This is a genomic window from Candidatus Eremiobacteraceae bacterium (assembly GCA_035314825.1).
GTDB lineage: Bacteria > Vulcanimicrobiota > Vulcanimicrobiia > Eremiobacterales > Eremiobacteraceae > JAFAHD01.
Window position 1 is genome coordinate 59,816 of the sequence record DATFYX010000002.1, and the last position, 19,293, is coordinate 79,108.

22 protein-coding genes are annotated in these 19,293 nt (G+C 66.7%); 8 read left to right on the forward strand and 14 right to left on the reverse strand.

Annotated features, from left to right (window positions below; genetic code table 11):
- Window positions 1–54: 54 nt before the first annotated feature.
- From VKF82_01270 to VKF82_01280, 3 genes are read left to right on the forward strand one after another with little or no spacing between them, the layout of a single operon-like run.
- The gene (locus VKF82_01270) at window positions 55–1,176 is read left to right on the forward strand and encodes a YCF48-related protein (protein HME80686.1); all 1,122 of its coding nucleotides are present in this window, start codon (window positions 55–57) and stop codon (window positions 1,174–1,176) included.
- Window positions 1,173–2,351 (forward strand): amidohydrolase, encoded by a 1,179-nt coding sequence (locus tag VKF82_01275; protein HME80687.1) that lies wholly within the window; start codon window positions 1,173–1,175, stop codon window positions 2,349–2,351. The genes VKF82_01270 and VKF82_01275 overlap by 4 nt, the downstream gene beginning before the upstream one ends.
- 55 nt (window positions 2,352–2,406) lie before the next feature.
- Window positions 2,407–3,171, forward strand: coding sequence for an alpha/beta hydrolase (locus tag VKF82_01280; protein HME80688.1), 765 nt, complete (start codon window positions 2,407–2,409; stop codon window positions 3,169–3,171).
- Here VKF82_01280 and VKF82_01285 read toward each other — a convergent pair.
- From VKF82_01285 to VKF82_01320, 8 genes are read right to left on the reverse strand one after another with little or no spacing between them, the layout of a single operon-like run.
- Window positions 3,168–3,848: an ABC transporter ATP-binding protein gene (locus VKF82_01285; protein ID HME80689.1), complete on the reverse strand. Its 681-nt coding sequence runs from the start codon at window positions 3,846–3,848 to the stop codon at window positions 3,168–3,170. The genes VKF82_01280 and VKF82_01285 overlap by 4 nt on opposite strands.
- Window positions 3,845–5,149, reverse strand: coding sequence for an FtsX-like permease family protein (locus VKF82_01290; GenBank protein HME80690.1), 1,305 nt, complete (start codon window positions 5,147–5,149; stop codon window positions 3,845–3,847). Before VKF82_01290 ends, VKF82_01285 begins: the two co-directional genes overlap by 4 nt.
- 13 nt (window positions 5,150–5,162) lie before the next feature.
- A complete protein-coding gene (locus VKF82_01295) occupies window positions 5,163–6,077 on the reverse strand; it encodes a dienelactone hydrolase family protein (GenBank protein HME80691.1) in 915 nt (304 codons plus the stop codon).
- 16 nt (window positions 6,078–6,093) lie between these two features.
- Window positions 6,094–6,657: an NAD(P)H-dependent oxidoreductase gene (locus tag VKF82_01300; protein ID HME80692.1), complete on the reverse strand. Its 564-nt coding sequence runs from the start codon at window positions 6,655–6,657 to the stop codon at window positions 6,094–6,096.
- A gap of 1 nt (window position 6,658) precedes the next feature.
- Window positions 6,659–7,453: a type III pantothenate kinase gene (locus VKF82_01305; protein HME80693.1), complete on the reverse strand. Its 795-nt coding sequence runs from the start codon at window positions 7,451–7,453 to the stop codon at window positions 6,659–6,661.
- A gap of 2 nt (window positions 7,454–7,455) precedes the next feature.
- Window positions 7,456–8,679 (reverse strand): bifunctional phosphopantothenoylcysteine decarboxylase/phosphopantothenate--cysteine ligase CoaBC, encoded by a 1,224-nt coding sequence (gene coaBC / locus VKF82_01310; protein ID HME80694.1) that lies wholly within the window; start codon window positions 8,677–8,679, stop codon window positions 7,456–7,458.
- Window positions 8,676–9,518 (reverse strand): pantoate--beta-alanine ligase, encoded by an 843-nt coding sequence (panC, locus tag VKF82_01315; protein HME80695.1) that lies wholly within the window; start codon window positions 9,516–9,518, stop codon window positions 8,676–8,678. The genes coaBC and panC overlap by 4 nt, the downstream gene beginning before the upstream one ends.
- A 4-nt stretch (window positions 9,519–9,522) precedes the next feature.
- Window positions 9,523–9,858: an FHA domain-containing protein gene (locus VKF82_01320; protein HME80696.1), complete on the reverse strand. Its 336-nt coding sequence runs from the start codon at window positions 9,856–9,858 to the stop codon at window positions 9,523–9,525.
- Between the two features lie 166 nt (window positions 9,859–10,024).
- Here VKF82_01320 and VKF82_01325 point away from each other — a divergent pair, with 166 nt between their 5' ends.
- Entirely contained in the window at window positions 10,025–10,246 is a 222-nt protein-coding gene (locus tag VKF82_01325) for a hypothetical protein (protein HME80697.1), read from the forward strand.
- On the opposite strand, the gene VKF82_01330 is transcribed toward VKF82_01325, so the two are convergent.
- The 5 genes from VKF82_01330 to lexA form a co-directional block, all read right to left on the reverse strand.
- Window positions 10,232–10,582: a PilZ domain-containing protein gene (locus VKF82_01330; protein ID HME80698.1), complete on the reverse strand. Its 351-nt coding sequence runs from the start codon at window positions 10,580–10,582 to the stop codon at window positions 10,232–10,234. The two genes, VKF82_01325 and VKF82_01330, sit on opposite strands and share 15 nt — an antisense overlap.
- 36 nt (window positions 10,583–10,618) lie before the next feature.
- Window positions 10,619–11,884, reverse strand: coding sequence for a methionine gamma-lyase family protein (locus tag VKF82_01335; protein HME80699.1), 1,266 nt, complete (start codon window positions 11,882–11,884; stop codon window positions 10,619–10,621).
- Window positions 11,881–13,188 carry a PTS transporter subunit EIIC gene (locus tag VKF82_01340; GenBank protein ID HME80700.1) on the reverse strand — a complete coding sequence of 436 codons (1,308 nt, stop codon included), beginning with the start codon at window positions 13,186–13,188 and terminating at the stop codon, window positions 11,881–11,883. Before VKF82_01340 ends, VKF82_01335 begins: the two co-directional genes overlap by 4 nt.
- Window positions 13,189–13,201: 13 nt before the next feature.
- Complete coding sequence (locus VKF82_01345; GenBank protein HME80701.1) at window positions 13,202–13,954, reverse strand: gamma-glutamyl-gamma-aminobutyrate hydrolase family protein; 753 nt, start codon at window positions 13,952–13,954, stop codon at window positions 13,202–13,204.
- Window positions 13,955–14,066: 112 nt separating this feature from the next.
- Window positions 14,067–14,681, reverse strand: coding sequence for a transcriptional repressor LexA (gene lexA, locus VKF82_01350; GenBank protein HME80702.1), 615 nt, complete (start codon window positions 14,679–14,681; stop codon window positions 14,067–14,069).
- Between the two features lie 214 nt (window positions 14,682–14,895).
- Here lexA and VKF82_01355 point away from each other — a divergent pair, with 214 nt between their 5' ends.
- Together VKF82_01355 and VKF82_01360 are read left to right on the forward strand one after the other, a co-directional pair.
- On the forward strand, window positions 14,896–15,192 hold the full coding sequence (locus VKF82_01355) for a LysM peptidoglycan-binding domain-containing protein (protein HME80703.1): 297 nt from the start codon (window positions 14,896–14,898) through the stop codon (window positions 15,190–15,192).
- Between the two features lie 90 nt (window positions 15,193–15,282).
- Window positions 15,283–15,723: a universal stress protein gene (locus tag VKF82_01360; GenBank protein ID HME80704.1), complete on the forward strand. Its 441-nt coding sequence runs from the start codon at window positions 15,283–15,285 to the stop codon at window positions 15,721–15,723.
- On the opposite strand, the gene VKF82_01365 is transcribed toward VKF82_01360, so the two are convergent.
- Window positions 15,717–16,583 (reverse strand): hypothetical protein, encoded by an 867-nt coding sequence (locus tag VKF82_01365; protein HME80705.1) that lies wholly within the window; start codon window positions 16,581–16,583, stop codon window positions 15,717–15,719. The genes VKF82_01360 and VKF82_01365 overlap by 7 nt on opposite strands.
- 173 nt (window positions 16,584–16,756) lie before the next feature.
- Here VKF82_01365 and rpsO point away from each other — a divergent pair, with 173 nt between their 5' ends.
- Window positions 16,757–17,026, forward strand: coding sequence for a 30S ribosomal protein S15 (gene rpsO, locus VKF82_01370; protein ID HME80706.1), 270 nt, complete (start codon window positions 16,757–16,759; stop codon window positions 17,024–17,026).
- A gap of 134 nt (window positions 17,027–17,160) precedes the next feature.
- Window positions 17,161–19,281 carry a polyribonucleotide nucleotidyltransferase gene (gene pnp / locus VKF82_01375; GenBank protein ID HME80707.1) on the forward strand — a complete coding sequence of 707 codons (2,121 nt, stop codon included), beginning with the start codon at window positions 17,161–17,163 and terminating at the stop codon, window positions 19,279–19,281.
- Window positions 19,282–19,293: the final 12 nt, after the last annotated feature.

Below are 19,293 nucleotides of genomic sequence, written 5' to 3' on the forward strand. Positions count from 1 at the left end.
GCGCGGCGCCTCGACGCGGTAGGGCGTCGCCGATCCGCTCCTGAACGTGGACGCATGGGCACATATCGTACTGCGGTCGCTTGCGCCGTCATCGCGACCGCATGTTTCGCTTTCATCGCCGCGCCCGCACCGGCATCCGCTGCACTGCGCGCGGTCGCGTTCGTCTCGTCGACCACCGGGTGGGTCGGCGGCGACGGCACGATCCTCGCCACGACCGACGGCGGCAAGACGTGGCAGCGCCAGTACAGCGGTCGCGCGCAGATATCGGCGCTGAGCTTCATCAGTCCGGCGGTCGGTTGGGCGGCAGGCGTCGATCCGATCCCGGGAACCGGCGTGCTGCTCGGCACGCGCGACGGCGGGCATACGTGGTCGCCGCTCGGCGAGCCGCACAGTCCGGCGCGCCAGATCAGTTTCGCGAGCGCGCTCGTCGGCTTTGCGATGGCGGGCGGCTCGCCGCTTCAGGCCAGCGGCGCTACCGAACGCATTCCGCCATTCTTCGGCGGCAGGCTCGCCGCGACGGCCGACGGCGGGCGCTCGTGGCACGTGCTCGACGCGCCGATGCTCGTCGATTCGACCTGCGCCTCGAACACGCAGCATATGTGGGCGGCGTATCAGGCCGCGGTGCTGCGCTCGGACGATGCCGGCGACTCGTTCTCCAACGTCTTCTCTCCGATGATCGACACCAAGCGCGTATGGTACGCGACGATCGAGTGCGCCGGCGCAGACGTGGCGTGGGTGCAGTTCGCCGGTGTCGCGACGGGCGAGCAGCGCGCGTACGTGGTGTTCCGGACCAGCGACGCCGGTCTGCATTGGCTGACGGTGCTCGCGAACAAACGCACACCCGACGCCTATCCGCATCTCGAGGGCGCACCGGCCGACGGACCGGGACCGTGGCCTGGACCGTTCTCCGTCGTGGACGCGAACAGCGCGTTCTTCCTGGGTGCGTGCCCGCAGTGCGGTTCGCATGGCGCCGTCTCCGTCATCGGCACCAACGACGGCGGGAAGACCTGGCAATCTATCTCGACCGTTCCTGATGTGACGCTCGCCGGGCCCGTCGCGGTATCATTTCCCGATTCGCAGCACGGCTGGGTCGTCGGTACGTCGGCCAGCGGCGCGCCGGTCATCGCTGCCAGCGCCGACGGCGGCATCACCTGGACGGAACAGGGCGCGCGATGAGCCTCGACCTGTTGACGGTTCCGGAGCCCGTCGTGCGCGACGTCATCGCGTTGCGCCGCGATTTCCACGTGCATCCCGAGCTCGGCTTCGAAGAAGTGCGCACCGCCGGTATCGTCGCGGGACGGCTCAAGTCGTTGGGTTATGAAGTGCGCACCGGGATCGGGCAGACCGGCGTCGTCGGCATCTTGCGTACGAAGCGGCCGGGCAAGACGATCTTACTGCGCGCCGACATGGACTGCTTGCCGATCCAGGAGCGCAGCGGGGTCGAGTTCTCCTCGCAGGCGGCGGGCAAGATGCACGCGTGCGGACACGACGGCCACACCGCGATGCTGCTGGGCGCGGCGCAGATGATCATGGAGCGGCGCGATGTCATCCACGGCACGATCGTTTTGTGCTTCCAACCGGCCGAGGAAGGTAAGGGTGGCGCGCGCGCGATGATAGAGGACGGCGTGCTCGACGACCCGCACGTCGATCGCGTCTACGGCCTTCATCTGACGTCATTGTATCCGACCGGCCAGGTGCTCGTGCGTCCGGGGCCGGTCATGGCTTCGAGCGACTCGATCGAAGTGACCATCCGCGGGCGCGGCGGTCACGGCGCAGCGCCGCACCAAACCGTGGATCCGATTCTCACGTCTGCATATTTCGTGTCTCAATTACAATCGGTGGTCAGCCGCAACGTCGACCCGATAGAACCGGCGGTCGTCACGGTCGGCGCGATCCACGGCGGCACGATCCACAACGTCATACCCGACGCCGTCGAGCTGCTCGGCACCGTGCGCGCCTTCTCCGAACCGGAGCGGGAGGAGATGAAACCGCGCATCGAGCGCGTGCTGGCGGGCTGCTGCGCAGCGCAGGGCGCCTCATATGAGTACCGTTACATCAACCGCTATCCGGTCACGGTCAACGACGCGGCCGAGGCAGCGTACGTGCGCGATCTGGCCGAGCGCACGGTCGGCGCCACGCGTCTGGGGCAGCTGGCGCAGACCATGGGCGCGGAGGACTTCTCGTTCATGCTGCTGCGCCGGCCGGGCTGCTTCTTCTTCGTCGGATCGCAGTCGGGCGAGAGCACCGCCGTCGCCCACCACAACGCGCGCTTCGCGATCGACGAGGCCTGCTTGCCTGCCGGCGTCCAGATGATGGTCGCGCTCGCGCTCGACGCGCCGCAGCGCGCATAGGTCACACACGCTCGGACGAGCAAGGCGTTTGGGAGCAGGGTTCGAACAACGCTAGGTGGCGCGAGCGCTCTCGATCGACACGGATTTCGTCTACCGGCCGCCCAGCGGTTCGCGTCCGCACGTCGTGCTGTTGCCGGGTCTGGTCGCCGGCCGGTGGATGTGGGAGCCGACGCTCCAGGCGCTGGCGGCAAACGGCTACGGGTTCCTCACGCTCGAGCACCCGCTCGCCGGAGAGCACGATTCGGTCGAACCGATCACGCACGGCGTGATCGATCTCATGGACCGTTGCGGGATCGCGTCGGCGGTGATGGTGGGCGGCTCGTTCGGCTCGCGCATCGCGATCGACTGCGCATTGAAATTCCCAAAGCGCGTCGACATGCTCGCGCTCTCAGGCGCGCCAGGTTCTGTCACGACCACGCAGCTCGGCGTCGGATTTCAGGGCAAGGCGACGCGCGCGTTCTGCCTGTTCCTCGTCGACAAGATCTTCTACGACCGCCGCCACGTCGACGAGGCGGAGATAGAGGCGATGATACGGCTCTTCAGAGATACGCGGCGGACGGTCAACGCGATGCGCCTTATGAAAGAGTGCAGCGGCTTCGATTATGCGAGCGCGCTCGCGCGCATCGATCCAGCGGTGCTGATGATCTGGGGAGCGTACGATCAGATAAGCCCGTGCGAGACCTGGCAGCGCGATCTGGCGCCCAGCGCGCGGCGCGGGTCGTTCTTCCGCATCGAACGCTGCGGCCACGTGCCGATGATCGAGCGCCCACGGATCTTCAACGCGCTGCTGCTCGACCGTCTGCAACCCGCGCTCTCCTAGGCTTGTAACACTCCGTCTTCGAGGCGCACGATGCGATCGGCGAAGTGAACGATGCGCGGGTCGTGCGTCACCGTCAAGACGGCCGCGCCGCGCGACTTGGTAAGCGCCCGCAGCAATTCCGTGACGTGCCGGCCGTTCTCCGCGTCGAGCGACGCGGTCGGTTCGTCTGCCATGATGAGCGGCGGCGAACCGGCCAGCGCGCGCGCGATCGCGACGCGCTGCTTCTCGCCCGCCGAGAGATCATGCGGTTTGCGATTCGACTTGTCGCCCAAGCCGACTTCATCGAGCAACGCCAGGGCCTGCGCACGCGAGTCCGTTTTGCCCGCACCCTTGAGCGCCAGCGCAAGCTCGACGTTTTCTCGCGCGGTCAGCGCGCCGAACAGATTGAAGCCTTGGAAGATGAAGCCGACGTGCAGGAGGCGGAAGCGCGCGAGCGCGCGCGAGCGCAACGAGGTGAGCTGGAAGCCGCAAGCCATGACGGCGCCCTTCGTCGGCGTGAGGATCCCTCCAAGGATCGACACCAGCGTCGTCTTGCCCGAGCCCGAGGGACCCATGAGCAGCAAGAACTCGCCCGGCATGACGTCGAGCGTCACTCCGCGCAGCGCATGGACGTCCGATCCGCCGTTGTGGTAGGTCATGTACAGATCGCGCGCGGCGACCGCGACCGGATCGCTCATGCCTTGAACACTATCGCGGGATCGACGCGCAAGGCCCGCTGCACTGCGAAGATGCCCGACGCGACACACATGACCGCGATCACCGCCAGCGTGAGCAACGCGCTTGTCGGGGTGATGAGGATAAGAATGCCTTTATGCGCCTGAGACCACGCAGCGATGACGAGGCTCAGCGCGATGCCGGGCACGAAACCGAGCAGCGCCATCAGCAGCGCCTGTTCGGCGACCACCGCGTAGAACAGCGAATCCGGCGCACCCATCGCCCGCAATGTGCCGTACTCTTTGATGTGCTCGACGATCGAGGTGTACAGGATCTGTCCGGCGACCGTCACGCCGACGACGAGACCGACCACGGCGATCAGCCCGAGGATGAATCCGATGCCGGTGCGCCCGACCCAATACGAATCGGTCTGTCGGGCCATCTCCGCTTGGGTATACGCTCGGGTGTCAGGCACCGCGCTGGTCAGACGTCCCTTCAACGCCTCAAGATCCACCCCCGGCGCCGCGCGCACGAGGATGTAGCTGATGTCGTCGGCGGGGCTAAGCTTCCCAGGATCGGGCGTCGGCGTCGGCGCCGGTGTTGGCGTGGCGGCCGGCGCCGGCTTGGGCATTGGGATCAGCCCGACGGCGACGTAGCGCGCGAGCAGCGCCGGGTCGGGAGAGGGCGGCATCGCGGCACGTATGCGGGCAGCGAGCGCTTGCGGTGACGGCGTCGGCGGAGCGGCGTACGCGGTCGCGTTGCCCAGCGATGTATAGATGAAGGTCGCCGAGATGATCGGCTGCGTGCCGCGGACCAATCCGACGATGCGCACGTCGTGCTGGCCGATCTTGCCGGTCCCGCCGACGCCATCGATATTGAGCGCGTCGACCTTGGCAGCGTCGACCAGCGCGGTGTCCGGAACCCCCAGCTCGTCGAGCGTCTGCGCGGGAATGGCGCCCGGCGACCACAGCTGCCCGTGCGGATCGAAGCCGAACACGCGGATGTACTCGAGCTTGTGGATCGGTCCGCGCCAGACCGAGGTCTTGATGAGCAGCGCCTCGGCCGCGCGGACGCCCGTCACGCTTCGGACCTTGGCAAGCGAGTCGTACCTCATCGGAAAGGCGAGCTCGAAGTAGGGAGTTTCACGCGCCGCGACCCAGACGTCAGCATGTGATTCTTGGATCGAGAGCACCGCGGATTTCAGGAACCCGAAATAGATCCCGGCTTCGATGGCGATCAGCCCGACGGCGAAGGCCACGCCGGCTTGCGCCACCAGGAAGCGCGGCATGTCCTCGAAGAGCGTCTTGCGCCCGAGCGGCACCATCGGCACGAACCGCTCAGCTCTTCAAGTACTTGTCGAACCACGCGAGCGTGCGCGTCCACGCGTCGCTGGCGGCCGATGCGACGTACGAAGGCCGCGTATCGTCGAAGAACGCGTGGCCGGCCTCGTCGTAGATCTTCACGTCGTTGGGGATGGTCAGACGCTGCGCCATCGCGCGCACGTCGTCGGGCAAGATGCCGGTGTCGCGCGCGCCGTAGTTGCCCATGAGGGGCACGCGCACCTTATCGGTGTAAGCGAGCGCCATGTCGGTGATCGGGCCGTCGTTGCTCTGACCCCAGCGCACCTTGCCGTAGAAGATGACGGCCGCGTCGAAGGTGGCGTCGTCGACGGCGGCGCGCAGCGCGATGCTGCCGCCCATGCAAAAGCCCATGACGCCGACCTTCGGCGGGCGCTGCTGCTCGGCTGCGTTGACGCGCCGGCGGATCCAGGTCGCGCCCGCGGCGACGTCGCCATCCACTGTCGCGTCGACCAGCTGTGCTGCGAGATCGGAGAACGGCTTATAGTCGGTGGCGCCATCTCCCGACGGCACGTTCGGGAAGCGCCCGTACAGCTCGGGTGCGATCGCGACGTAGCCCGACTTGGCGAGGCGGCGCACGGTGTCGCGTAGCTGCGCGTCCACGCCCCAGATGGCTTGACAGACCACGACGCCCGGCGTGGCGGGCGTGGCGCTCTTGGGATACGCCGCATATGCCGGGATCGGCTGATCAGAACGCGGCAGCATCACGCGCGCGGTATTGATGGAGGGATCGCGTTCGGAGACGATCGGGGGATGCGGCTGGCCGAGCGTTTCATCCGCGGCCAACGCCGTCGCGATGGACGAGGCCGCCGCCGCACCGGCCGACAGACCGATGAACGCCTTGCGATTGAGATCCAACGCGGTGGATGTGACGGGATCGATCTGGTCGTTCATGGCGATTTCCTCGAGGTCATTTCTTGCTCATGCGCCGGGCGAACGCGGCGAGCCCGGCCAGCAATTCGCGTAACTCGGTGCGGACTTCGTCATCGGTCAGCTCGCCGGACGCGTCGAACTTCGTCTGCGCGCGCCCCACGTGCACCATCGGGTCATCGAGCACGTGCATGCCGTTGAACACGAACGCCGGCAGCAGCGCGAGTTTGGCGCGCGCCGTGCCGAAGTAGCCGGTCGAGCAGCCGGCGAGTCCGACCGGCTTGTCGTTCAAGCATGAATCGTCGGGCGGCCGCGACGCCCAATCGATCACGTTCTTGGTCACGCCGGACATGGACCAATTGTATTCGGGCGTCACGATGAGCAGCGCATCGGCGCTGCGGATCGCGTCGCGCATGCGCGCCACCGCGGGCGGCGGCGGATCTTCCTTGTCGGTGTTGTACAGCGGGATCTCGCTGATGTCGATCTCGACCAGCCGCCCGTCGGCCGGCGCGAGTTTGACCGCGCTGCGCAGCAGCAGCCTGTTGTACGAGCCGGCGCGCAAGCTGCCGGCGAAGCCGGCGATGACGATCTGGTCTTGCGCCATTTCAGACGCGCGTCCGTGCGCGCGTCTTGGACGCCCACACGTAGAGGCCGTCGAGCACGAGCCGCTCGTCCACGATGTCGAATACCGCACTGTGCGGCGCGATGAGATCCGCGAGTCCGCCGGTGGCGACGACGTGGGGCTTCTCGCCCATCTCGGCCGCAATCTGGCCGACCAAGTATTCGACCTGGCCGACGAAACCCAAGATGACGCCGGACTGAAGCGCGGTCGGCGTGTCGGTGCCGATGGCGGTCGGCGGTTTGACGAGCGGCACGTCCATGAGCTTGGCGGCGCGACCGATAAGCGCGTCGACCGACACCTCGATGCCCGGCGCGATCGCGGTGCCCAGATAATCTCCGCGCCCTGAGACGGCCGCGAACGTCGTCGCGGTGCCGAACTGCACCACGATGAGCGGCGGGCCATATTTTGCGACGGCGCCGATCGCTCCGCCGATGAGATCCGCGCCGAGCTCCGCCGCATGGCGCGTCTTCACCGGCACGATCGTCTGGCGCGCGGCCGACAAGAACTCCGGACGCACGCCGAAATAGCGTTGCGCCATCTCGGAGAGCGCGCGATACAGCGGCGGCACGACGCTGGCGACGGCGACGCGCTTGATGGATGAGCGGCTCACGCTGTGCAACCGGAGCATCGAATCGACCTGCCCCGCGAGGTCGTCGCCGGTCTGGCGCCGGTTGGTGACCGACCGCCAGCTATGCACGAGCGTGCCCGAGGCGCCGCCATCGAGCTCGAACAACCCGAACTTGATGTTCGTGTTGCCGACTTCCACGGCGAGCAGCATCGTCAGGTCGCGCTCCGCAGCGCGTCGATGCGGTCGAGGATCGCGGCGGCGAGCGAGGCCTTCGGCGCGCGCGCCAACCGCTCGCGCCCGTCCGCACCCCACAGCATCGTCGCTTCGCTGTCGGCCGCGCCGAACGCGCCGCCAGGACCGTCGATCCGGTTGGCCACGATGAGGTCGAGATGCTTGCGCGCCAGTTTCTCGCGTGCGTTCTCTTCGAGGCGCTCCGACTCAGCGGCGAAGCCGACGACCATGCAGCCGGCCGGGCGCGCGGCAGTGACGTCAGCGATGATATCCGGATTGCGTTGCAAACGGATCACCGCTTCGGCGGCATCCTTCTTCGCTTTGTGCGCGGCGACGAATTCGGGGCGGAAATCGGCGACGGCGGCGGCGCCGATGAACAGCGTCGTTCCGGGCAGATGCTCGAGCACGACGTTATGCATCTCGCGGGCGCTCGTCACGCGGATCAGCTCGACACCGGCCGGCTCGCGCAGCTCGGTCGGACCGCTGACCAGCGTCACGCGTGCGCCGCGCGCAGCCGCCTCGGCGGCGAGCGCATACCCCATGCGACCGCTCGACGGATTGGACAAGAAGCGCGCCGGATCGGCGAACTCGCGCGTTGGACCGGCGGTGATGAGCGCGCGCTGGCCCTCGAGCTGGCGGGTGCGCGCAAGAACGCGCCGCACGGCTTCGATGATCTCACCGTCGTCGGCCAAGCGTCCGCTGCCGACCTCGCCGCACGCCAAGAATCCTGCGCCCGGCTCGATGAACTCCATGCCGCGAGCCTGCAGAGCGGCGATGTTCGCCTGCGTCGGTGCCGCTTCGAGCATCGCGGTGTTCATCGCAGGCGCGATAAGCACCGGCCGGCGCGTGGCGAGGACGGCCGTCGTGAGCAGATTGTCTGCCGCACCGTGCGCGAGTTTCGCGAGGGTGTTGGCGGTCGCGTTGAGCACGAGCATGAGGGCGCTCTTGCGTACCAAGCCGATGTGGGCGATGTCCCAGCTCGCGTCCTGCGCGAACATGTCGGTGTGCACGTCGTGGTTCGACAGCGCTTGGAAGGTCAGCGGCGCGACGAACTTGGTCGCGGACTGCGTCATGATGACGTGCACGTCGGCGCCCGCCTGGCGCAGCGCGCTGACGACGCCCGCGCACTTGTAGGCCGCGATACCGCCGCACACGCCCACGAGGAGCGTGGTGCCGGCAAGGTCGTTCGAAGGTGTTCGGCTCATCGTGCGGGCGTGTGCACTTCCATGTTGTCGATCAAGCGGGTCGGGCCGGCGAAGGCCGCTCCGACCACGAGCAGACCGGCGTCTTGCGGCGCCGTGCGCAAGGGCTCGAAGACCGCCGGATCGACGACGGCCAGGTAGTCCATCTTCAAGGGCGGCAGCGTCGCCTCCGCCTGTGCCACGGCGCGCTCGACGTCGCGTTCGCCCGCTTCCAGCGATCGCGCGACCTGCGTCAGCGCGGCGTAAAGCCGCGGCGCGGCAGCGCGCTGCCCGGCGTCTAGATACGCATTGCGCGAGGACAGCGCCAGCCCGTCGGCTTCGCGCACCGTCGCGCAGGCGGTGATGCGCACCGGCAGGTCGAGATCGCGGACCATGCGCGACACCACCGCAAGCTGCTGCGCATCTTTTTGACCGAAGTACGCGACGTCGGGCGCGACGATGTTGAACAGCTTGAGGACGACGGTCGCCACGCCGCCGAAAAAGCCGGGCCGGCGTTCGCCTTCCAAGCGCGCGGCCAGCGCGCCGGGCGTCACCGTGAACTGCGATCCCGGCGGATACATCTCGTCGTGCGACGGCGCGAACACGAGGTCGGTGCCGGCGCGGTCCAGCACGGCGCCGTCTCGTTCCGGCGTGCGCGGATAGCGGTCGAAATCCTCGGCGGGGCCGAACTGGAGCGGATTGACGAAAATGGATACGATCACCGATGCGCATTCGCGCCGCGCCCGCTCGACGAGCGAGACGTGGCCGGCGTGCAGCGCGCCCATCGTCGGCACGAATCCGACCGGCGCGGGCATGCCGCGGCGCATCCGGCGCAGGTCCGCTACGTTTGCGGCCGTGTGCACGCGGTCAGCGAGGGTCTGGTAATTCGAGGACGCGCAGCATTGTGCGCCCGACCACAAACGGCTGCCCGGCCGAGATCATCACGCCTGCGTCGATCGCCCGTCCGTCGATGAACGTGCCGTTGCTGCTGCCCAGATCGGTGAGGCGCAAGCCCGTGACGTCAGCGCACACTTCGGCATGGGTACGTGAAATTGTGCGGTCCGTGGGCACGACGGCCTGAACCGCGTCGGCATCTCTGCCGATACTTATGCGCTGCTCGAATCGCCATTGGCGGCCGTCGAGCGGACCGTTCATCGCCTCGATCGCGTACATGCCGGCGCCCGCTTTTCGAGGGTTTGGCATGCCTCTCCCGCGCCGAACAGGCGCGCCGCCTGGGTCGTCACACCGAAGATATGACGCTTTGACGGCTCAAGTGCCCCCTGCGGACGGCCGATGATACATATATGAAGGCGCCGCCGAGAGAGCAGGCGGCAGCCGGCACCGACTCTACAGCCGGAGCAATCTTGGAGTGGACAACTCAGGCGTGAAGAATCTGCAATCGGAGCTGGTCGACATAGACGCGGACGCTCTGCGTGAAGCGGAGCGCGTGTTCGCGCAAGGCATCCTGGACACGATGCCTGGGAAGTCCGTGGCACGGGCTTCCTATGAAGAGACGCGCGTCGTCCTCACCATGACGGACGGCACCGAGTACTATTTCTACGGCTTTTTAGGCGAATCAGGTCTTCGGTAGGACGTTGGCGTCCACGAAGTCGGCGATCGCTCGCCGGTCTTCTGGATCTATGGACGTGAACGCGATCCCATGATGGAAGGTCTTCTCGGCGCCCAAGAACGCGCTTAGCACTGCGCGTCCGCGCAGGCGGATGGCGCTGTCGTGCCCGGGAAGACGGAACTTGATGTCAAGCGTCGCGCGTGGCGGCACGTCGGTCGGCGCCACCAGACGCATCCCGCCCGCGCCGAGATCCAACACTGAGCCAGAGCGCGCCGTCGCGTCGCCCTCGAGCGAGAACTCGACCGGCAGCGACACCGGAACGCGGACGTATTGGCGCCTATGCAGGTCACCGGTCATGCGGGCATATTCTCGTTCGTGGTGGCGCAAGGCCTCTTATGCGAGCGCGCCCGCAGCCGCGCTCATGGTCGCGAGGACGCCGTGCGAGGCGTCGATGCCGCCCTGCAGATAGACTTCATACGGTTCGCGCAGCGGCGCATCGCACGACAGCTCGAGGGTCGACCCCGAGATGAATGCGCCGCCCGCCATGATCACCGGATCCGCATACCCGGGCACCGCTCCCGGTTGCGGCGTGGCACGCGCGTTGACCGGCAGCATCCGCTGCAAGCCGCGCGCGAAGCCCTCCAGACGCGCGGCATTGCCGAGCCGGATCGCTTGGACGATGTCGGTCCGCGGCGCGCCCGGCAGCGGATCCACGGCAAAGCCTAGCCGCGCGAACAGCGCCGCCGCGAAATCGAGGGTCTTGAGGCTCTCGACGACGGCGCGCGGAGCGCGGTGCAGGCCGGCGAAAAACCAGCGCGCGGTATCCAGCGTCGGGCCGACCGCATCTCCGAGGCCCGGCGCAAAGACGTGGTTTGCGACTCGCTCGACGATGTCTGCGCGTCCGGCTACGTACGCCCCCGTCGTCGCGACGCCGCCGCCCGGATTCTTGATCAACGAACCGATGATGACGTCGGCGCCCACGGCGGTCGGCTCTTCGAGCTCGACCAGTTCGCCATAGCAGTTGTCGACGACGACGGTCGTGCCCGGCGCATGCGAGCGCACCAGCTCGACGAGCGCGCCGATCTGCGCGACCGAAAGCGACGGGCGCACGGCGTAGCCGCGCGAGCGTTGGATAAACGCGACGTCGGGTGCGCGGCGCAACGCGTCGGCGACGTCTTCGGCGCGCGGCGTGCCGCCTGTCGTCCACGCCGCCTCAAGGTACTGGACGCCGCCGGCACGCTCCAATCCCTCTGGGTGGTCGGAGATCGCCAGACGCAACGTGTCATACGGCCTGCCGGTGAGCGAGCACAACGTGCCGCCGCGCGGCAGCAGCGCGCGCAGCGTCGCGATGATCGCGTGCGTCGCGCTGACAAGCTGCAATCGCGCGAGCGCTGCCGGAGCGTCCAACACGTCGGCGAGCAGCGCTTCGTACGCCTCGCGGCCGCGATCGTGGTACGCGTATCCGGTGCTGCCGGCCAGATGCGAATCGTCGATGCCGGCGCGCATGAACGCGGCGATGACCTTAGCGCCGACCGCCAGCCCGCGCGCTTCGCGCTCGCGCCATGCGCCTGCGACGTCGTCGAGCGCAGCCTCTCCTGCTTCGATGATAGGCTCGGGGATGTCGAGCCTGCCTGCCGCTTCGGCCAGCGCGCGTCTCACGGCGCGCTCTCCGGATGCCGCTCGAGCTCGAGCTCATGCTCGCGGATGGCCTCGGCGGCCTGGACGAGCTGCGCTTCTTCTTCAGGCTTGGCGCGCAGCGTCTCTTCGAACGCGCGGTAGAACGGTACGTAGAGCAAAAGCGAGATCGCGATGTTCACCAGCACCAGGATGACGGCGCGCCAGTCGCCGCTGGTCGTGAGCCAGGCGCCGATGGGCGCCGGGATCGCGCTCGGCAGGAAGACGACCGTCTTGGCGACCAGCCCGAAGTACATCGCCAGATAGGTCACCGTCGCCAGGATGAGCGGTACGCCGATGAACGGGATGGTCAGGCTGGGGTTCATCACCAGCGGCAATCCGAAGATGAGCGGCTCGTTGACGTTGATCATGCTCGGCAGGAGCGATGCGAATCCCAGCCTGCGGATGCGAGGGATGCGCGAGAACAGCATCAGCAGGTTGAGCGACAGCGTCGCGCCGGAGCCGCCCGGGAAAAAGAACAGGAACAGCGTGATCGTCACGATGTGCGGCGGCGCTTGGTGATGGAGCACGGCTTGGCTGTTGGCGTCGATCGCGCCGAGAAAGACCGGCGTTGTCAACGCGGCGAGAAAGCCCGGACCGTGCACGCCCGCGGTCCACAGCAGCACCTGCAAGAACACGACGAGCAACAGGGCCGGCAGCGTGTCCCCGACTCCGATGAGCGGCTTCACCGACGCCAAGAGCACGTCTGCCATGCTCTGGTGCGACGGCGCCAGCACAACGGCGATGCCGGCGAAGATCGCGACGACCACCAAGCCGGAGAGCGCCGCCGCGATCGGACGGCTGGTCACCGCACGATAGATCAAACGCATCACTTCGCCGCTGATACTGGCCACGATGATCGCCAGGAAGAGGCTGCTGGCGGACAGCGTGCCCAGCAGCACGATGGGCGAGAGGGGCACCGGCCGGGGCAGCGACAGCACGAACGCAAGGGCGGTGAGGATGACGGCCGGGATGCGGTCGTATCGAAAGCGCAGCGCCAAGTTGTTGGCCAGCAGCAACGCGAGCGCGACGCCCATCGCGCCGAAGCCGATATGATAGGCATCGAGAAAGCGCGCGAAGAGTTCGGCCTCGTGCCACTGCATCGGGTGCGGCGGTATCCAGAAGTAGGCCCCGATCGTGGCCGCTGCCATGACCCAAAACGCCGGCTGGATGGCGGCACGCACCGCCGCGAAGTGCGGCTCGTCCGCCGCGCGCTGCAGGCGCGGTAGCATGCGCGCTTCAAGCGCGGCGATGGCGGCGTCGAGTCCGCGCAGCGCGGAGGTCTTCACCTGCCGCGGCCCGTTACGATGCGCGCTCGGCCCGGCGCGCCGCCCGCTGTGCGGCCCCCGCGATAAAGCCTCGAAACAGGGCGCGGCTCGGCTCGTCGCGCCGCACGAGCTCTTCAGGGTGCCATTGGACGCCGATGCACATCGCCCGCGCATCGGTCGCTTCGACCGCTTCGACGATGCCGTCGCGCGTGGCCGCGACCGCACGCAAGCCGGCGGGAACGCGGCGCACCGCTTGATGGTGCAGCGAATTGGTGGCCATCGTGGTCGTGCCGACCAGCTCCGCCAGCGCTGATCCGGCGACGATCTCGACCACATGTGTCGTCTCGTCACGCGCGTGATCGGGGGTTTGGCTATGGCGCAGCCGCAAGCTGTTCGGCGCCGCGTATTGGTCGTCGATGTCTTCGTACAGCGTGCCGCCGAAGGCGACGTTCATGACCTGCATGCCGCGACAGATGCCAAACAGCGGGATGCCCGCGCGTTTGGCCGCGCGCGCCACCTCGAGTTGGAACTCATCGGTGCCTTCGGGCGCCGGCTGGACGGACGGATGTTCGCGGCTGCCGTAGAGCGCCGGCGCGACATCCGCACCGCCGGGCAGCAGCACGCCGTCAAAGCGCTCGATGAGATCGGGCACCGAGGCGATGAAATGCGGCGGGGCGACAAGCTCGGGCTGGCCCCCGGCTTGCTCGATCGCAAAGCGATACTTGGCCCGTGCGTCGGGCGCGTCGACCTCAGACGCGCTGACCGCGATCGCGATCCTGGGCTTCATGCGGTCTGTCTTTCACCGTACAAATGCGAGATGGCCTGCCTTGTGAGGCAGACCACCGTTTACGACAGCTATGCAGCGGTCGAATTTATTCGACCGACGACCGGCGACCGATTTACAGCTTGCGGATGACCGCCGAGACCTTGCCGATGACCTGGACGTTGTCCGAGTAGATCGGCTCCATGTATTTGTTGGCCGGCTGAAGCCTGACGCGATTCGCTTCCTTATAGAATGTCTTGACGGTGGCTTCGCCCTCGGTGCCGGGACCTTCGACCATCGCGACCACGATGTCGCCGTTGTCCGCGACCTGTTGCGGCTGAACCACGATGAGATCGCCGTCGAGAATCGCCGCGTCCACCATCGAGTCGCCCTTGACGCGCAACATGAACGAACCAGACTTGGCGGCAAGGTTGGAAGGCAGCACGATCTCGGTTTCGACGTCTTGGTTCGCGGTGGCGACCGGGCCGGCGGCGATGCGGCCGACGAGCGGCAAGGTCACGACGTCGCGCGACACCTCGCTGCCGGTGACCAGCGCGCGCGGCTTGGTGGCGTCGCGGTGGATGAGGCCTTTGCGCTGCAGCGTCCGCAGGTGGCTTTGGACGGTGGAGCTGCTGGAGAGGCCGACGCGCTCGCCGATCTCCCGGACCGACGGCGGGTAGCCGTGCTCGCGCTGGAACTCTTTGATGACGTCCAGGATGGCCTGTTGACGCGGTGTCGTCTTGCGATCCACGAGAAGCCCTTTCCCTGATCAGCCGCCTTGCGGGACAATAGGCGACAAAGACATCCGTCGAAGGCTCACCCGAACGACGGTAACCGGATTCTAGCATACCCCGCGGCGCGAATGCAAACGTTTGTTCGAAAAAACCTTGACACTATACTTCGCAGGGCGGTAATATGGCACTAGAACATATGTTCGAGCCAAGCTGGCTCGGAGGACAGCTCTGATGCATACTTATCGCCGCAAGACGCGGGTCACGCTCGTTCCCTTCATACAACTTCTCTCCCTCGTTCTGGTGTTCGCCCTGCCGGTGGTGTGGGCGTCTCAGGTCTATACGTCGAGCCCGGCGCACTACGACAAGGTGGTGGTCGGCCACGGCGATACGGTTTGGAGCCTGGTGGCCAAGCGGGCCTCCAGCGGCAGCGACGTCAACGAGCTGGCCTACAACGTCATGAGCCTCAACCACCTCAAGGCCGGCGATCGCATCCGCCCTGGCCAGGTGCTCCTGCTACCGCGTAACTAGTCGTCGGTCGAATAAATTCGACCGCTACACGGGACCCCGCAAGCCACATGGCGCGGGGCTTCTTTTTTTTGGCGCGAAGTCGGGGAGGACATGATCTTCGCCAAACTATTGGTGCCTATCGACGGTTCGGAGCCGTCGCGCGCCGCCGTGCGCCTGGCCGTCTCCGTCGCGAAGGACCAGCGCGCCAGCATCGTCTTCTGCCATGCGCTCGAGACCGTCGCGCTCCTTCACGCCGCCGAGCAGCCGGCGATCGACACCGGCCCGGCGGTGGCGCAAGCGAGCCAACGCGTGGCGGCACTTCTCGAGGCCGCCATGACGGTCGCAAAGGACGCGGGCGTCGCGGCCACCGGCATGAGCGCAGAAGATGACGCCGTGCCATTCATCGTGGCGCAAGCCAGAGCCGAGGCAGTGGATCTGATCGTCATGGGCACGCACGGGCGCAGCGGCATCGCGCATGCGTTCCTTGGCAGCACCGCCGAGGGAGTGCTACGAAGCGCCGCCGTGCCCGTGCTTGTCGTGACGCATCACTGATGCGCCGCCGGCCACGACGTTCCGTCGTCGTACTTGACGGCGTTGACCTGGATCGTCATGTAATTCGCCTGCAAGAACGCGATGCTCGCGAGCCCTGAGGTCTGCGACCAGCAGTTCTGCAACGCATCTTTATTGCCGACGCCGCCGCGCAGCGTCTGATAGTCGGAGAACGCCGCCGGTCCGGCGATCGTGATGCCCGACGAGAACGTGCCCGAGCGCATGTTGACGCCGTTGTTGAGCAGATTGTCCGACGTGCCGTAGATCTGATAGACGAAGGTGACGTTCACGGCCGTCCTCTGCGCGGTGTTGCGGAACGTCAGACAGTGCACCTCACCCGTGCCGTCGTTCTTCACGACGGAGAATCCGCCGTCGATGGCGATGCCGCTCGCGTCATTGGCGCCCGGTGCCAGCGCGAACGGGATGTTGCGCCAGTCGGGGCTCGGCGTCGGGCCGGATGGCGATCCCGACGAGCAGCTCGGCGGATCGATCGGGAATTTGCACGGACCGATCTGAGCGTCGGTGACGTTGCGCGCGTAGAGCGCGCCGCGGCCGCCGCCGTTGAGCCACGTGGCGATCGCATTGCGATCGGGCGGCGACATCGCTGCGATCTGCGCCTCGACTTGATCGACGTTGGTGAAGACCGGATTGGGAGGTTGGAACCCGCCTTGGCGGACCCACGCTTGCACTTGGCCGACTTCACCGGCCCCAAGGTTTTGGACCGCCGTCAACGCCTGGAGCAGCGCATAGCTGGGATAGCTGGGATACGGATAGTACCCGTTTTGACCGCTGCTCGGTTGGGCGTGCGCCGGTGCGACTAAAAGCAAGCCGAGCAGGACCGCGATGAGCGCGCTTCGTCTCATGAGGCGCGCATTGTTACCCGCGACGTCCCGTTCCTTCAGGCCTTTGTTTGACGGGGCTTTGCGCGATATGGTATCCTGTGCGCTGTACCCCGGTGTCGGCGCGGTCGGATGAAATGCGACCAAGACAAGAGCTGATCCGCGGGCGAATGTGAGTGCAAGGAGCCCATCACAGCATGGCATTGAAAAAAGAACATAAGACCTCGGTCATCGATAAGCACAAGCGCAAAGACAACGATACCGGGTCGCCCGAAGTCCAGATCGCCCTTTTGACCGAATCGATCAACGACCTCACCGAGCATCTCAAGACGCACAAGAAAGACCACGCCAGCCGGCGCGGCCTGCTCATGAAGGTCGGCAAACGGCGCCGCTTGCTGCGCTATCTCGAGGGCTCCGATCTGGAACGCTACCGCAAGATCGTCAACGAATTGGGCCTGCGTCACTAGCGCAGGCCTCGGTCCGCTCGGATGCCCTGCCCAGGGATATCCGGCGAACATTAAGAAATAGCAAAGCGTCATATCAAAAGCGTTTCACACAACGCTCGCGCCTGTGAGCGCGGGCAAACTAAAAGGAGTTCCCTTTGCCAGAGTCCGTCAGCATGGAGCTGGGCGGGCGCACGCTTACCATCGAAACCGGTGAGCTCGCGCGCCAGGCCAGCGGCTCCGCATTTGTGCGGTACGGAGACACCTGCGTGCTCGCAGCCGTCACCGCAAGCCCCAACCCCCGCGAGGGTATCGAATTCTTCCCCCTCACGGTCGATTACGAAGAGCGCATGTATGCCGCCGGCAAGATCCCGGGCGGTTTCATCAAGCGCGAAGGCCGGCCCTCAGAGAAGGCGACGCTCACCGCGCGCCTGATCGATCGGCCGATCCGCCCGCTGTTCCCCGACGGTTTCCGCAACGACATCCACATCATCATCACCACGCTGTCCGTGGATCCGGAAGTGGATCCCGACGTCGTCGCGCTCGTCGCGGCCGGTGCCGCGCTTGCGGTTTCGGACATCCCGTTCGAGCAGCCGGTGGCGGGCGTGCGCGTCGGCATGGTCGACGGCGAGTACGTCGTCAATCCGACGCCCGCGCAGCTTGAGAAGAGCATCGTCGACGTCATCGTCGCCGGCACGGTCAACGCCGTCATGATGGTCGAGGGCAGCGGCAAGGAGGTCTCGGAAGAGACGTTCCTCGGCGCAGTCGAGTTCGGGCACGCGCGCGTCGTCGAGATCCTCGGCATCGTGCGCCAGCTCGCCGCAAAAGCGGGCAAGCCCAAGCGCGAGTTCCCCGTGTTCCTTCCCTCGGCCGAAATGCACCAGTTCGTCGACAGCGTGTTCGGCGCCGATATCGCGCGCGCGATGCGCATCACCAGCAAACAAGAACGCAGCCGCGCGTTCGACGCGATCACCCGCGCCGAAGCGCTGGCGCGCGTCGCGGGTCATAAGCTCGAGCCGCACGTCCGGCCGATGCTCGAGGATCCGAAGAACCGCGACTTCGACAAGTGCGTGAAAGCGCGCGAAGAGGACGAACTGCGCACGATGGTCGTCGACGAGGGCCTGCGCCCCGACGGCCGCAAGCTCGACGAAGTGCGCCCGATCAGCTGTCGCACCAGCGTCGTGCCGCGCACGCACGGATCGGGGCTGTTCACGCGCGGCGAGACCCAGATCTTCACCGCCGCGACGTTGGGATCGCTCTCGGACGAGCAGCGCATCGACGGTCTTGCGCCGATGTCGTTCAAGCGCTTCATGCACCACTACAACTTCCCGCCGTACTCGGTCGGCGAGACGCGCCCGATGCGCGGACCCGGCCGGCGCGAGATCGGGCACGGCAGCCTCGCTGAGCGCTCGATCGCGCCGATGCTGCCTCCGCCTGAGGCCTTCCCGTACACGCTGCGCCTGGTCTCAGAAACGCTTGAGAGCAACGGCTCGTCGTCGATGGGCTCGGTGTGCGCGAGCACGCTGGCGCTGATGGACGCGGGCGTGCCGCTTGCCAAGCACGTCGGCGGCGTCGCCATGGGACTCATCCTCAAGGACGGCCGCCCCGGCATCCTCACCGACATCCAAGGTCTTGAAGATGCGCTGGGCGAGATGGACTTCAAGGTCGCCGGCACCGTCGACGGCATCACCGCCATGCAGATGGACATCAAGGTGCAGGGCGTCACGATCGACATCATGCGCAAGGCGATGGCGCAGGCGCACGAGAGCCGGCTGTTCATCATCGGCAAGCTCAAGGAGGCGATCGCGACACCTCGCCGCGGACTGTCCAAGTACGCGCCGCGCATGATCGTGCTCGAGATCCATCCCGACAAGATCAAAGACGTGATCGGCCCCGGCGGCAAGATCATCAACAAGATCGTCGCCGAGACCGGCGCCAAGATCGACATCGAAGACGACGGCCGCGTGTTCCTCGCCTCGCCGGATGCGGCGTCGGCGGAGAAAGCGCGCCGCATGGTCGAGGACATCGTCAAGGACGTCGAGATCGGCGAGGTCTACACCGGCGTGGTCAAGCGCATCATGAACTTCGGCGCCTTCGTGCAGATATTGCCGGGCAAAGAAGGCCTGGTGCACATCTCGCAGCTCGCGCCGCATCGCGTCAATCGCGTCGAAGATGAAGTCAACATCGGCGACGAGGTCGTGGTCCAGGTGCGCGAGATCGACGAAAAGGGCCGCATCAACCTGACGCGCAAACACGCGGCAGAAACGGCCAAGCACTAGATCCTTCGGGAG